The sequence below is a fragment of the Parapedobacter pyrenivorans genome, assembly GCF_014636865.1.
Lineage (GTDB): Bacteria > Bacteroidota > Bacteroidia > Sphingobacteriales > Sphingobacteriaceae > Parapedobacter > Parapedobacter pyrenivorans.
Window position 1 is genome coordinate 596,253 of sequence record NZ_BMER01000002.1, and the last position, 14,578, is coordinate 610,830.

Below are 14,578 nucleotides of genomic sequence, written 5' to 3' on the forward strand. Positions count from 1 at the left end.
TACATTTTTAATAAAAAAAATAAGGAAATATCATTTTTTTTTTCGAATATTGAACCGAATTAAAAAAAACAACACAATACACCAACAAATAATAAAAACTAAATGTCAGGACTAAGATTTAAGGCGGTCGAGGCTGCTATTTCTCGACTAAGCAACAGTAAAACCAACGAAACGATCAAGCCTTCATCCTACTACTGTAAAAATGTATTCACCACGGCAAAGATGAAGGAATACCTTCCCAAAAATGCGTACGCCGAATTGATGGAAACAATAGACGAAGGAAAAGCAATTAGCCTGGATCTTGCCGAACACATCTCCCAAGCGATGAAAAGTTGGGCTATCAGCAACGGTGTGACGCACTACACACACTGGTTCCAACCACTTACAGGTGCCACTGCTGAAAAACACGATGCATTCTTTGAGCCCATGCCCGATGGTTCGGCCATCGACAAGTTTACAGCCAGTGCCCTGGTACAACAGGAGCCGGATGCATCCAGTTTTCCGAGCGGCGGCATCCGCAATACATTTGAGGCCCGGGGTTATACCGGATGGGATCCATCTTCACCTGCATTTATCTTCGAGACCGGCGGCGGAAAAACGCTGTGTATCCCTACCATTTTTGTATCGTACACTGGCGAGGCATTGGATTACAAAGCGCCTTTATTGAAAGCTATCAATGCGCTGGATAAAGCTGCGGTAGACGTGGCTAATTTCTTTGATAAGTCTATTACCAAGGTAAACGCGTCACTTGGTATTGAGCAGGAATATTTCTTGGTCGATTTGGCGCTATTCAACGCCCGCCCTGATTTGCAACTGACGGGCCGCACCTTATTCGGCCACATGTCGGCAAAGGGCCAGCAGTTGGAAGACCATTATTTTGGTGCGATACCCGAGCGGGTATTGGCTTTTATGGTTGATCTGGAGGAAGAAGCACTTAAGTTGGGCATCCCTTTGAAGACCCGCCACAATGAAGTAGCCCCCTCCCAGTTTGAATGTGCGCCGATGTTTGAGGAAATCAACTTAGCCATAGACCACAATCAGTTGTTGCTCAACTTGATGGAACAAGTAGCACTACGGCATAAATTCAAAGTGTTGATCCACGAAAAACCGTATGCAGACATCAACGGATCCGGCAAGCACAACAACTGGTCGATGATTACGAATACGGGGGTCAATTTGCTTTCTCCCGGTAAGACACCTAAGAACAACCTGATGTTCCTGTCGTTCTTCGTGAACGTCATCAAAGCGGTGCACGAAAACGCCGACTTGCTGCGTGCATCTATAGCGAGTGCAGCCAATGACCATCGTTTGGGTGCCAACGAAGCGCCCCCTGCTATCATTTCTATTTTCTTAGGCAGCCAGCTGAATGCGGTACTCGATGAAGTGGAGACTGCAAGGGTAGCCAAAAAAGTAAAAAATGAGGCATTGTTGTGGCATGGAATCCCTAAAATACCGGAATTGACGCTTGACAATACTGATCGTAACCGGACTTCTCCCTTTGCCTTTACGGGCAATAAATTTGAATTCCGGGCTGTAGGCTCCTCGTCAAATAGCGCCAGCCCGATGACAGTGCTCAGCGCTATCGTAGCGGATCAATTGATCGAGTTCAAGACCGAGGTAGACAAACAGATCAAGAAAGGCACGAAAAAGGACCTTGCCTTGCTGAATGTGGTTCGCAAATACATCAAGGAATCCAAGGCCATCCGCTTCGAAGGAAACGGATATAGCCAGGAGTGGGAGGAAGAAGCACTCAAGCGAGGTCTTTCCAACATAAAAACCACTCCCAAAGCGCTGGATGTTTATGTAAATGAAAAATCGCTGGAATTATTTGAAAGACTATCCGTACTTAGCAAACGGGAGAGCGAAGCTCGCCACGAAATTCTCTTGGAGAGCTACTACAAAAAAATACAGATCGAGGCCCGTGTCATCGGCGAGATTGTCAGCAACTTAATTGCCCCTGCTGCCTTCCGCTATCAGAATGATTTGATCGTGAATGTCAAAGGGCTGAAAGAGCTGGGGCTTAAACCGGATGCATATGGTTCGCAATCCAACCTGATCGAACGTATCTCCAATCACATCAATACCATTCTTATAGACGCAGAAGCAATGCGCCAAGAACGCAAGAAGGCCAACGTGTTGGAAGATGTGCGTGAAAAAGCCATCGCTTATGATGAAAACGTGAAACCTTATTTCGACCAGATCAGGTATCACCTTAATAAGCTGGAGCAGATTGTGGATGACCGCCAATGGCCGTTGCCCAAATTGCGTGAGCTCCTGTTCGTAAGATAACTCACCCCGTTAAACTTAAATTCCGGCGGCTTCCTTATTGGGGGCCGCCTTTTTTCTTATCAAATTTTCTTTTGATATACCCTGTCAATGAGGAATCATCCCCTTCTTCCATATCGCTCAGTTCCAACTCCAGAGCCTTGTTACTTACTTGGATTTCAAGCAAAGAAATAAACAATGAAATCACAAAGAAAAGCAAGCTAAGGGCAAACGTCAATTCGATGAGAAATTGATGTTCTACGTAGATGCAATACATGCATGCAATGCACGTGACGAAACTCACCACTCCCATGGCCTGCATCTGCTTGATGAGTTTGAGGCGATAGCGAAGGTTTTTGATCTGCCCATGCAGCACCCCACTTTTATTATGTTCAAGGTATTTGGCATGTAAGCTCCGAACCAGTGCCGCAAGTGCCAAAAATCGGTTGGTATAAGCCAACATAATCAAGCTTATGGCAGGAAAAAGCAAGGCTGCGGTATTGAATGTTATGTTCATCCTTGCAAAAAAATCAAAAAAACTTTGCACAACCAAATCACACCGTTTATATTTGCAACCGTTGTGTGGATATACACACACAAATCAATTCCTCATCACACAGGTCTTGGTTTATAAAGAAGTGGCGAGAGACTGGCTCAATGACCCACTGGCAACCATCCGCAAAAGGGGGAAAAGGTGCCAATTCCTGTCCCAATTGATATTCGTTGGGAGCATATAAAAATAAGACTATGACTACTTATTCAGCAAACAACAATCATTATTTGGCTACCCGAAGGTTCCCCCGTGGCCGTACCATCGCTACTATCGCCGCCACTCAATACGAGCGAATGCGTTGCGGGATGACGCATCTATGTTATTGCTGTTAATCCCGAAAACGTGCTGTCCCGGTGCAACCTGCTGTTCCATACGGTAGCTATACCATATCGCCACATCTCCGTTTAATACGTACGATTAATCTATCATAAACAAATAACAAACAATTCAATCATGGCTAACGAAAATCTAAAATTTGAAACCTTGCAAGTACACGCCGGGCAAGTAGTGGATCCTACTACAGGCGCACGCGCAGTGCCAATCTATCAAACCACATCCTACGTTTTCAACAATGCCGAACATGGTGCAAACCTCTTTGCGCTCAAGGAATTTGGAAACATCTATACGCGCATCATGAATCCGACCACCGACGTGCTCGAAAAAAGGATGGCGGCCCTCGAAGGCGGTGTAGCAGGTCTTGCAGTAGCTTCCGGTCAATCCGCACAGTTCATCGCACTTACCAATATCTTGGAAAGCGGTGAAAACTTTGTGACCGCTTCCAGTTTATACGGCGGCACATACAATCAATTTAAAGTCTCGTTCAAACGTCTCGGCATTGAAGCCCGTTTTGCAAAAAACGATTCGCCTGAAAATATAGAAGCCGCCATCGATGAGAAGACGAAAGCCATCTACGTAGAGACGATAGGAAACCCGAGCTACAGCATCCCAGATTTTGACCGGATTGCGGCCGTTGCCAAAAAGTACGACTTGCCCTTGATTGTCGACAATACATTTGGTGCGGGCGGCTACCTGTTCAAGCCCCTGGAACATGGTGCTCATGTTGTGGTTGCAGCGGCCACTAAATGGATTGGCGGGCACGGCAATAGCATTGCCGGAATCATCGTGGATGGCGGCAACTACAACTGGGGGAACGGCAAATTCAAACAGTTTAGCGAACCTTCAGAAGGTTATCATGGGCTTGTGTTCAGCGATGTATTTGGTGTAGGTGGTCCCTTCGGAAATATTCAATTTGCTATCAGGGCGCGGGTGGAAGGGCTTCGCGATTTTGGCCCGGCACTATCTCCATTCAACTCATTCCTTATACTCCAGGGGTTGGAAACCCTTTCATTACGTGTGCAGCGCCACGTAGATAACACCTTGGAGGTTGCTAAGTGGTTGGAACAGCATCCCCAGGTCGAAAAAGTAAAATACCCTGGATTGAAGAGTGATCCCAATCACACCAATGCACAGAAATACCTCAAAAATGGATTCGGCGCAGTATTGTCCTTTACGATAAAAGGCGGAGCCGAAAAAGCAAATGCATTTATTGACAGCCTGAAACTAATCAGTCACTTGGCAAATGTCGGAGATACCAAAACACTGATTATCCACCCTGCTGCCACGACCCACCAACAGCTGTCGACACAAGAGCAACGGGAAGCCGGTGTTTACCCCGGCGAATTGAGGCTATCTGTTGGTATCGAACATATCGATGACATCAAGGGCGACCTCCAACAAGCATTTGACCAAGTGAAATAGGAGTCGCATCGCTGCGAACTATTCAATGTACAAACGATGAGCACGTCAACAACATTCAACTATCCAAGAACATTCAGGCTCGAAAGCGGAAAACGCATCAAGAATCTCGAGATTGCCTATCATAGCTATGGCACATTGAATGCAAGGAAGGACAACGTCGTATGGGTATGCCATGCCCTTACGGCCAATTCCGATGTCTTTGAATGGTGGCCCGGATTATTTGGCGAGAACGATCTGTTCAATCCGAATGACTATTTCATCGTTTGTGCAAACGTCATCGGCTCACCATACGGAAGCACAAACCCATTAAGCATCGATTCCGCAACCGGCCAACCCTATTACCTCTCGTTTCCGCAGTTTTCGGTCCGGGATCTGGTCGCCGCCCATAAACTGCTGGCAGACCATCTTGGCATCCGCAAAATAGCGGTAACAATTGGGGGATCGTTGGGCGGCCAACAGGCCTTAGAGTGGGCGATTGCCGATCCGGACCGCATGGACAACCTAATCTTGGTGGCTACAAACGCGGTGCACTCGCCCTGGGGTATTGCATTCAACGAAAGCCAGCGGTTGGCCATCAGTACCGACCGCACTTTTTATTCCAACATACCGAATGGCGGGGCAAAAGGACTGAAAGCAGCTCGTAGCATTGCGCTGCTTTCCTACCGCGGATACCACGCCTATGGAACTACCCAGCAGGAAATGTCAAATGAAAAGCAAGATGACTTCCGAGCATCGTCTTACCAGAATTACCAAGGTGAGAAGCTGGTCAAACGTTTCAATGCGTACAGCTATTGGTTTCTCAGCAAAGCGATGGATGGCCATAATGTGGGGCGTGGCTACCAAAGTGTTCCGGACGCACTGCGTGGCGTTAAGGCAAAGACGTTGGTCATCGGTATCAGCACAGACCTGCTGTTTCCCGTGGAAGAACAGAAATTCCTAGCTAACCACATCACGGATGCGAAGTACACTGAGATAAGCTCCTTATACGGACATGATGGATTCCTCATCGAAACCAAACGGATAACCGAAGAAATCTCCCATTTCTTCAATACGGACAAAAAACACCGACACGAACCTATTTATCAACAAGTGGGTTAATTAAGACACATTTATCCATAGAACATTGACAGCAAACATGAACAACAAACTTACCCTGGGAATTTTCGGATTCGGCGTAGTGGGGCAAGGACTGTACGACATCATCAAGACCAAAAATCTCAACCTGGCCATTAAAAAGTTTGTCATCAAACACCCCGAAAAAAAGCGGAGTTTGCCGGCCGAATTGTTTACCACAGATGCTAAGGCGGTGCTAAACGACCCCGAAATCAATACGGTAGTCGAACTGATAGACGATGCCGCGGCCGCCTTCGACATTGTTGCAGCGGCTCTTAAAGCCGGCAAGAATGTGGTATCCGCGAATAAAAAGATGATAGCTACCCACTTAAAAGAATTGGTAGACATTCAACACCAGCATGGCACCAGCCTGCTTTACGAAGGCGCGGTTTGCGGGAGCATCCCCATCATCAGGAATCTCGAAGAGTATTACGACAATGAATTGCTACACTCCATATCGGGCATTTTCAATGGCTCATCCAACTATATCCTCTCCAAGATATTCAACGATAACCTTGCATACGATACGGCATTGAGGCAGGCACAGGACCTTGGATTTGCGGAAACAGACCCCACGCTTGATGTAGGGGGATTTGATGCAAAGTTCAAATTGGCGATCGTAGCGTCGCATGCCTATGGGCTATACATCGCTCCAGAAAATATCCTGAATATCGGCATCGACAAATTGAGCACGTCCGACATCCAATTCGCCAACGAGAAAAACCTCAAAATCAAGTTGGTACCCACAGCTAGGGAAATAAATGACAAAGATGTCATCCTATATGTCCTACCAAAGTTGGTTTCTGCTGAAAACATCCTGTATAACGTCGAAAACGAATACAATGGGGTGCTGGTTAAAGCGGCCTTCGCCGATGAACAATTCTTCTATGGCAAGGGTGCGGGCGGGCATCCTACCGGATCGGCCGTATTGTCGGATATTGCTGCGTTGCGCTATGGTTATCGGTATGAATACAAAAAACACATCGACGCCGGGTCGCTCGGGTACAGCACTGATTGGGAAATCACGGTTTACCTCCGCTATGACGATGAAAAAATAATTGAAAAACTGGAATTTACGTCAATCAGCGAACGTTATTATGCCCAGGACTTTAAATATGTAATCGGCAAAATCAGCTTAGCCAAGATCTTTGAAAACAGGGATGCGATAAACCGTAATGGCGTATTTATTGCCGAAATCGGCTAATAAGGCCTATTTGTTAGGAATAAAAAAATAATGAAAACATAACGCTCAATTGTTCATTTATTTTTATATATTGTTCAAAACAAATATTGACAAAATTATGCCCGGCATAGCTGCGTTACTCTTTACATTTCTCAGCTCCCCGGCCGTCGTCCAGCAGCATGACACAGTCTCGGAGAACGGTTGGCGGACTTACGGTTATATCGCTTTAGGCGCGATTATATTGATTGTTATTGTCTTAGTCCTTATCCGGAAACAACACCGGAAATTCAATGAGTGACGATTGGCATTATTCACCCGCGGTTTAAACCGCGGGCTACGATTCTCTTTTCAATCCAAACTTCTCGATTTTGCTGTACAGGTGACTGCGTTGAATATCTATTTCATCCGCAGTCTTGGAAACGTTCCACCCATTCTTTTCTAGCTTGTATTTAATGTATTCTTTTTCCGTATGATCCTTGAAATCCTGAAAAGATAAAAACTCATCGTAGTTAGCAACATTTCCTCCCGTCAATGCCGAATCGGATGTTGCTATCGTTTCGACCGGGGGGATTTCTTCACTGGCCGCAACAAGAAAAGCGCTTGGATTGGCAAAAGCTCGCACGTCTTTATCCGTAACGGCCTTATCGCTCAGAATGATCAGCCGTTCTACCATATTACGGAGCTCCCGGATATTGCCCGTCCAGGGCAATGCCTTCAACGCATCCATGGCCTCATCGGTAATTTTCTTGACCGGCATATTGTACTCACCGCACACCTCATCGCAAAAGTGCCTTGCCAATACCGGAATATCAGCTTTCCGTTCTGTCAGTGGCGGGACATGGATGATGATCACACTCAACCGATGGTACAGGTCCATTCGGAAATTACCCGCATCGATTTCCTTAAGTAGATCTTTATTGGTCGCAGCAATCACCCGTACATTCACGGTAATCTCTTTTTCGCCACCAACCCGGGTGATTTTGCTTTCCTGCAGTGCACGGAGCACTTTGGCTTGTGCAGAAAGGCTCATATCGCCAATTTCATCAAGGAACAATGTGCCATTATGCGCCTGCTCGAATTTTCCGATACGTTGCTTCACGGCAGAGGTGAAGGAGCCCTTTTCGTGACCAAAAAGCTCGCTTTCAATCAATTCGGATGGAATTGCAGCACAATTCACCTCGACAAGTGGTGCCCCCGCCCGTGGCGACTTTTCATGCAACCACCGGGCAACCAATTCCTTTCCACTACCGTTAGCGCCGGTCACCAATACCCTAGCATCGGTAGGTGCTACCCGTTCAATGGTATCTTTAATGCGTTGGATAGCTTCCGAATCGCCCAATATGTCCCGTGTCTTGCTTACCTTCCGCTTAAGCACTTTGGTTTCAGTAACCAGCGTACCGCGCTCCAACGCATTACGTACCGTGATCAGCAATCGATTGAGATCAGGTGGCTTGGAGATAAAATCATAGGCACCTTTTTTACTGGCTTCTACAGCCGTCTCTATCGTCCCATGGCCCGATATCATGATAAAGGGCAGATCTGGCTTGATGGCCAGAGCCTCGGTAAGCACTTCCATACCATCCATCTTGCTCATCTTGATATCGCAAAGAACAAGATCGACATCTTCCTTCTTAATGATAGCCAATCCATCGATACCATTGTCGGTATCGATGACTTTATAATCTTCGTATTCGAGGATTTCCCGCAGCGTACTCCGGATGGCCCGTTCGTCGTCTATGATTAGAACTTTGGTCATTTAATTAGATTTGAAATAGCGGACTTGAAATAACAGACACCATGTATCGTCCTATCAACGCCTATCATTTAAAACGCAAAAAACGAAGCAAACCCTATAAGCCGGATTCTGTGCCCCCGATAAATCGGGATTTCTATCATTTATCTTGGCCTGTCATCGCTGCCAGGCTCCAGCGGTCTACCCGTTGCGGTTTCCGCAATCGGCGGAATGGAAGCGAGCAGCTCCCTGATATCCGCAACCTATTTGACCTTTCAACCCCCGGGGTTTACCGCGATGCATGTTGCCATGCAAAGCCGTGGGCTCTTACCCCACGTTTTCACCCTTACTCCGACAAGTCGAAGCGGTTTATTTTCTGTGGCACTTTCCGTATCCCGATTCCATCAAGATCCTTCCCGTTAGGAAGCGAGGTGCTCTGCGTTGTCCGGACTTTCCTCCCCCCCGCCAAGGCAGGAGAGCGATAGAACAGGCTTGCTTCGGCGCCAAAGGTACACAATATGTTAGGAAGTTAGAAGCGGGGCGCAGTTTTATAAAACTTTGCTCCAAACAGAAAGATGACTACATAGCAGACGATCGGCAAGTAATACGCCATGCTGATATCATGATCAGCTACTTTACCCATAAAGAACGGGAAGATAGCCGCGCCGACTACACCCATTACAATGAATGAGGATGCTTGCTGTGTATATGGACCTAAATCTTTGAGACCTAAACTGAAAATTGTAGGAAACATAATGCTAAAGAAGAAGTTGAGCATCAATAAAGCGATGAATGATGACCATCCCAGGCCTTGGCCAATGATCAGACACATGACGATATTGCATGCCGCGAATATGGCCAGCAATTTATTGGGTGCAATATACTTCATCAAAAACGTACCGGCAAAACGCCCCACAGTCATCATCACCATACTGACAGCAAAATAGTAACCGGCAATTTCATCGGTAAGCCCCATCTTTTCATGCCCATAATTGATAAAGAATGCCCAGGTACCACCCTGCGCGGCTGCATTGAAAAATTGGGCTACGAATGCCCAGATAAAGTGGCGATGCTGGAAAAGCCGCTTTCTCGGCAACGTTTTCGTTGCGATTTGCTGTTCCTCGTGCGTATCGACCCCTTCAAGTGACGGCACACGCAAGAAGCTGAAAATAACTGCAACAAGCGATATGGTTATGCCAATCACGATATATAGCATCTTGACAGATGTTAAGCTTCCCGTTTCGCCGATATTACCGCTAAGGATAAAGTAACTCCCCAACAATGGGCCGATGATGGTGCCTAGGCCGTTGAACGACTGGGCAAAATTGATTCGCCTATCACTCGATGCCTGCACACCCAATGCCGCGATAAAGGGATGGGCCACGGTTTCCAGCGTAGCCAAGCCACAAGCCAGCACGAATAAGGCGAGCCGGAAAAAGGCAAACGATTCCGCATTGGCAGCAGGTACAAACAGAAATGCGCCGATTGCATAAAGCGAAAGACCCAGCAATACGCCACTTTTATAACCAAATCGCTTCATGAAAAGCCCCGCGGGGATCCCCATTACTGCATATGCACCGAAAATCGAAAACTGCACAAGGCCAGACTCGGCCTTGGTCACCCCAAGCACGTTCTGGAAGTGCTTATTAAGCACATCGCCCATGGTGATTGCAATCCCCCACAACATAAACAGCGAGGTGACAAAGCCAAATACTAGCCAGTATTTTCGCTGAGTGAGTTTTGCTGATCGGTTGTTGGCAGGTCCTTGATCTACAGCTTGTGTTATTGTATTTTCCATCATTTAAGGTTATAACAATTAGGATAAACGCCACCATATATGACGCCGCGCAAATATAATAAACCGTTTTAGCTAACCAAAAAAAATCAAATCAAACCGCTTGAGCGATCACATAGCCACTGGCCCATGCCCACTGGAAATTATAACCGCCTAGCCATCCCGTCATATCCACACATTCACCGCCGAAGTACAGCCCCGGCACATCCCGGGCTGCCAATGTTTGCGGTAACAGGTGATGGGTAGCTACGCCACCCCGCATTACCTCCGCCTTGTCATAACCCTTATCCCCCGCCGGCTTCACGGCAAACTGGTGGATGACAGCTGTAATCCGTTTCGCATCAGCCTTACTCAGCGAAGCAATTTTTGTATCGATGGGCAGGAATTTACGCATGGATTCCACCAGCCGACGAGAATAAAAATCACCAAGTAATTGGCCCACAAGGCGCTTACCCCCTGCCCGCCTTTCTGTGTTTATCAACTGCTCGATCGAGTGGTTCGGAAGCAGGTCAAGCACAATCAGCTCACCAGGCCGCCAATAGGAGGATATTTGTAGTATTGCCGGACCACTTAATCCCCAATGCGTAAAGAGTATGTTTTCTTCAAAGGAAGCACGCTCGTTGGACACCCGGCATAACACGCTATTGCCCGATAGCGCAGCGAACCAGTCCGCATCTTTGCCCGTAATGGTCAGCGGCACCAACGCTGGTGCCGTAGGTTCCACACTTAAGCCGAACTGGCGGGCAACGCGCAAGGCAAAATCACTGGCACCCAATTTCTCCACGGGCAGCCCTCCGCTGGCCATCACCAGGGCATTGGTCGTGACGCGGTGCGTCACCCCCTTGGTTTCATAGGACACCTCGAAGCGGCCGGCCGTTAGTCGGTCAACGGATAGCGCCTGACTATTTACCTTCAATTCCTGCCCATATCGTTTCATCAGGGTTACAAATACCTGAACGATATCTTTCGCGCTGTTACTCACCGGAAACAATTGCCCTAACGTTTTCTCCTGCCCCACAATTCCGTGTTGCTCAAAAAAACGAATGGTATCGTCAACTGTCCACCGCGAAAAAGCCGAATGGGCAAACGCCGGTTCGGCGGCTACGAAGTTTTCAATAGTGGTGTGAAGATTGGTGTAATTGCAGCGGCCGCCGCCGGAAATCAATATCTTGGCACCGGGGCGGTCATTCCGCTCCAAAACCAACGTACGCTTGCCACGTATGCCCGCCTGCACGGCACACATCAGGCCACAAGCCCCGCCGCCAATGATGACCGCATCGTACGGATTATGGGTTTCGTACGTCAAAACGACAACTCCACAGTACGCCCTTCATCCCAGCTCTTTTCTGCCATCTCGATGATGTAAATCACATTGCGAGCCTCCTCCGGCTTCACAATCAATTCCGCTTTACCCCCTATAGCATCCCGGATATTCCGGTAAAAAGCAGGGTAATCACCCCGCTCGCTCACCACATATTCGATGTGGTCGCTACCGTTTTCCAATACATTCAGCTTGCCACGTATTTCCTCAGCCTCCTCGCCCCAATCCGGGTAATCCCTGGGTATGGCACCGGCTTTCAGCATCGCTTCTTGCGGGTCTAGGCCAGGCTTCACAAACGCACCTTCCATGCCGTACAGCGCATAGCGTGGGGTCGGCTCTTTCACGAGCATCGCGCCTTTCAGCGATACCTTAAGGTGCCGAGGGTAATGCAATATCAATTCAAAGTCATCCACCGCCTGAGCACCGGGGCGCTGCTTGCGCAGGTCGGCATTGACGGCCGTAGGCAGCCCGAAAAGCTGCACGGCCTGATCAATCAGATGCGCCCCCAAGTCAAACAGGATACCCGACCCGGGCAGGTCGGCCTCGCGCCAGGCATTTTCGCGGAGCGTGTTGCGAAACCGGTCGAACCGTGCTTCAAAGGCAACTACCCTGCCCAGTCGGCCGCTTTGGTTGATCTTTTTCACCGTCATGAAATCGCTGTGCCAGCGCGAATTGTGGTGTACGCTCAGTAGACGGCCCTGCGAAGCTGCCAGTTCGATCAATTCATCCGCTTCGCTACAGGTATTGGTAAACGGCTTTTCGACGACTACATGCTTGCCCGCCAGCAGGGCCGCCTTCGCAAACGGATAGTGCATATCGTTTGAGGTCGCCACCACCACCAGGTCGATATCGTCGGCATTGATGATTTCCTCTGCGCTGCCCACCCCGATCGCATCCGGGTACCGCTCGCGCAGCAGCTGCTGTTGTTCGGGCTTCCGCGCGCTCACCTTATGCAACCGCAGCCCATCTACCGATAGGATGATCGGCGCGTGGAACACCTGGCCCGCGGCACCAAAGCCGATGAGCCCAACATTGATTGTCTTTTCCATAAATTTAATACGTTTTACATCCGCTCGGGGACTTTGATACCCAACAATTCCATACCGGCAGCGATAGTCCGCGCCGTAGCTGCGGAGAGATGCAGCCTGAAATTCCGCACCGCATCCTTTTCTGCTTTGAGTATGGTTTCTTCATGATAGAATTTGTTGTATTGCTTAGCAGCCTCATAACAATAGTTGGCCAATTGCGCCGGACTGAACTCTTTGGCTGCCGCCTCAATGACGGCTGGATAATTACCCAACAACTGGATGAGGTCGCGCTCACTGGCCGACAAGGTATCCGGAACCACAGCGAGCAGATCCAATGAATAATTTCCTTTGGCCAGCACCGATTTAATGCGCGCGTGGGTATACTGGATAAATGGACCCGTATGGCCCTGAAAATCGATGGATTCATTGGGATCGAAAAGTAAACGCTTTTTTGGTTCCACTTTAAGCAGAAAGTATTTCAGTGCACCCATACCGATGAGCTGGTAGAGGTGGTTCTTCTCAGACACAGATAATCCTTCGGTCTTCCCCAATTCCTCGGTGCGTATTTTGGCCGTAGCCACCATCTCATCCATCAGGTCATCCGCATCCACCACAGTGCCCTCACGTGATTTCATTTTTCCAGACGGTAGGTCTACCATGCCGTACGACAGGTGGAACAGCCCCGAAGCCCACGGTTTACCCAGCTTTTTCAGGATGAGGAAGAGTACCTTGAAGTGGTAGTCTTGCTCGTTGCCTACCACATAAATCGATTCGTCCATCCCGAAATCATCGTATTTTAACTGCGCGGTACCCAAATCCTGCGTGATGTAGACCGATGTTCCATCGCCCCGCAGTACCAACTTCTCATCCAGGCCATCCGCCGTCAGATCTATCCATACGGAATTGTCCTCTTTCCTGAAAAACACACCCTTATCCAAGCCCTCCTGGATAATATCCTTGCCCAGCAAGTAGGTGTCCGATTCGTAGTAATATTTATCAAAATCTACGCCCAAGCGCCCGTATGTGCGTTCAAAACCTGCATACACCCAGCTATTCATCGTCTTCCAAAGCGCGATCACCACTGCATCGCCGGCCTCCCACTGCTGGAGCATCTGCTGGGCTTCCCGGATAATTGGCGCTTGCCTTTTGGCGTCTTCCTCGCTATACCCGTTTGCTTTCAACTCATCGATTTCGCGCTTGTAGGCCTTGTCAAAAAGCACATAGTATTTACCCACCAGGTGGTCGCCCTTCAGTCCGCTGCTTTCCGGGGTTTCCCCGTTACCCCACCGTTGCCACGCCAGCATCGACTTACAGATGTGGATACCTCGGTCATTTACCAAATTCGCCTTGATAACGGCATAACCATACGCTTTAAGGATGGAGGCCACCGAGTAACCCAAAAGGTTGTTGCGGATATGACCAAGATGGAGCGGTTTATTGGTATTGGGAGAAGAGTATTCAACCATCAACTTCCGTCCGTTTGGCGGAAATACACCAAAATCACCTTGCATGATCTGGCTATTAAACAAATTAGCCCAATAGCCATCGGACAGGCTGAGATTAAGAAAACCCTTAATCGTATTAAAAGCGACCAGCTCCGGCATCCGTCCGCGCAAATAAGTGCCGATCTCGGTCCCCGTAACTTCCGGTGGTTTCTTTGAAAACCGTGTGATGGGAAATACGACGATAGTTAGCTGTCCCTCGAATTCTTTTCTTGTTTCCTGTATGGTGACCTGATTATCAGGCAGGTCTGATTGATATAATTCCTTGACTGCCTGCTGGGTATAGTGAATGAGTTGTTGTTGGATCGTGTTGGTCATGTAAGTATTT

Annotated in this window: 10 protein-coding genes, 1 other RNA gene and 1 riboswitch; of the genes, 4 read left to right on the plus strand and 7 right to left on the minus strand. The window is 48.3% G+C overall.

What is annotated here, in order from left to right:
- Positions 1–102: 102 nt before the first annotated feature.
- Complete coding sequence (locus IEV98_RS14370) at positions 103–2,289, plus strand: glutamine synthetase III family protein (protein ID WP_188506680.1); 2,187 nt, start codon at positions 103–105, stop codon at positions 2,287–2,289.
- Between the two features lie 34 nt (positions 2,290–2,323).
- Here the strand turns inward: IEV98_RS14370 and IEV98_RS14375 are convergent, their stop codons facing one another.
- Entirely contained in the window at positions 2,324–2,782 is a 459-nt protein-coding gene (locus IEV98_RS14375) for a DUF2721 domain-containing protein (RefSeq protein ID WP_188506681.1), read from the minus strand.
- A 108-nt stretch (positions 2,783–2,890) separates the two neighbouring features.
- A riboswitch (SAM riboswitch) is annotated at positions 2,891–3,005 on the plus strand.
- A gap of 266 nt (positions 3,006–3,271) precedes the next feature.
- On the opposite strand from IEV98_RS14375, the gene IEV98_RS14380 reads away from it, so the two are divergent.
- Genes IEV98_RS14380 through IEV98_RS14390 form a run of 3 tightly spaced genes read left to right on the plus strand, consistent with a single transcriptional unit; the run spans position 3,272 to position 6,893 of the window.
- The gene (locus IEV98_RS14380; protein ID WP_188506682.1) at positions 3,272–4,576 is read left to right on the plus strand and encodes an O-acetylhomoserine aminocarboxypropyltransferase/cysteine synthase family protein; all 1,305 of its coding nucleotides are present in this window, start codon (positions 3,272–3,274) and stop codon (positions 4,574–4,576) included.
- A 36-nt stretch (positions 4,577–4,612) separates the two neighbouring features.
- Entirely contained in the window at positions 4,613–5,674 is a 1,062-nt protein-coding gene (locus IEV98_RS14385) for a homoserine O-acetyltransferase family protein (protein WP_188506683.1), read from the plus strand.
- 37 nt (positions 5,675–5,711) lie between these two features.
- Positions 5,712–6,893 (plus strand): homoserine dehydrogenase, encoded by a 1,182-nt coding sequence (locus tag IEV98_RS14390; protein ID WP_188506684.1) that lies wholly within the window; start codon positions 5,712–5,714, stop codon positions 6,891–6,893.
- Between the two features lie 313 nt (positions 6,894–7,206).
- On the opposite strand, the gene IEV98_RS14395 is transcribed toward IEV98_RS14390, so the two are convergent.
- From IEV98_RS14395 to argS, 6 genes are all read right to left on the minus strand, one after another.
- Positions 7,207–8,628 carry a sigma-54-dependent transcriptional regulator gene (locus IEV98_RS14395; protein ID WP_188506685.1) on the minus strand — a complete coding sequence of 474 codons (1,422 nt, stop codon included), beginning with the start codon at positions 8,626–8,628 and terminating at the stop codon, positions 7,207–7,209.
- Positions 8,629–8,709: 81 nt separating this feature from the next.
- Positions 8,710–9,102: RNase P RNA component class A (gene rnpB, locus IEV98_RS14400), an RNA gene on the minus strand.
- A 31-nt stretch (positions 9,103–9,133) separates the two neighbouring features.
- Positions 9,134–10,405 carry a sugar MFS transporter gene (locus IEV98_RS14405; protein ID WP_307726858.1) on the minus strand — a complete coding sequence of 424 codons (1,272 nt, stop codon included), beginning with the start codon at positions 10,403–10,405 and terminating at the stop codon, positions 9,134–9,136.
- Between the two features lie 88 nt (positions 10,406–10,493).
- Entirely contained in the window at positions 10,494–11,705 is a 1,212-nt protein-coding gene (locus IEV98_RS14410) for a BaiN/RdsA family NAD(P)/FAD-dependent oxidoreductase (RefSeq protein ID WP_262892485.1), read from the minus strand.
- Entirely contained in the window at positions 11,702–12,769 is a 1,068-nt protein-coding gene (locus tag IEV98_RS14415) for an oxidoreductase (protein ID WP_188506686.1), read from the minus strand. The genes IEV98_RS14410 and IEV98_RS14415 overlap by 4 nt, the downstream gene beginning before the upstream one ends.
- 14 nt (positions 12,770–12,783) lie before the next feature.
- On the minus strand, positions 12,784–14,568 hold the full coding sequence (argS, locus tag IEV98_RS14420; protein WP_188506687.1) for an arginine--tRNA ligase: 1,785 nt from the start codon (positions 14,566–14,568) through the stop codon (positions 12,784–12,786).
- Positions 14,569–14,578 lie beyond the last annotated feature (10 nt).

Coding starts and splice junctions, on each gene's coding strand:
- IEV98_RS14370 (WP_188506680.1), top strand. CDS start 103: ATGTCAGGACTAAGATTTAAGGCGGTCGAGGCTGCTATTTCTCGACTA.
- IEV98_RS14375 (WP_188506681.1), bottom strand. CDS start 2,782: ATGAACATAACATTCAATACCGCAGCCTTGCTTTTTCCTGCCATAAGC.
- IEV98_RS14380 (WP_188506682.1), top strand. CDS start 3,272: ATGGCTAACGAAAATCTAAAATTTGAAACCTTGCAAGTACACGCCGGG.
- IEV98_RS14385 (WP_188506683.1), top strand. CDS start 4,613: ATGAGCACGTCAACAACATTCAACTATCCAAGAACATTCAGGCTCGAA.
- IEV98_RS14390 (WP_188506684.1), top strand. CDS start 5,712: ATGAACAACAAACTTACCCTGGGAATTTTCGGATTCGGCGTAGTGGGG.
- IEV98_RS14395 (WP_188506685.1), bottom strand. CDS start 8,628: ATGACCAAAGTTCTAATCATAGACGACGAACGGGCCATCCGGAGTACG.
- IEV98_RS14405 (WP_307726858.1), bottom strand. CDS start 10,405: ATGATGGAAAATACAATAACACAAGCTGTAGATCAAGGACCTGCCAAC.
- IEV98_RS14415 (WP_188506686.1), bottom strand. CDS start 12,769: ATGGAAAAGACAATCAATGTTGGGCTCATCGGCTTTGGTGCCGCGGGC.
- argS (WP_188506687.1), bottom strand. CDS start 14,568: ATGACCAACACGATCCAACAACAACTCATTCACTATACCCAGCAGGCA.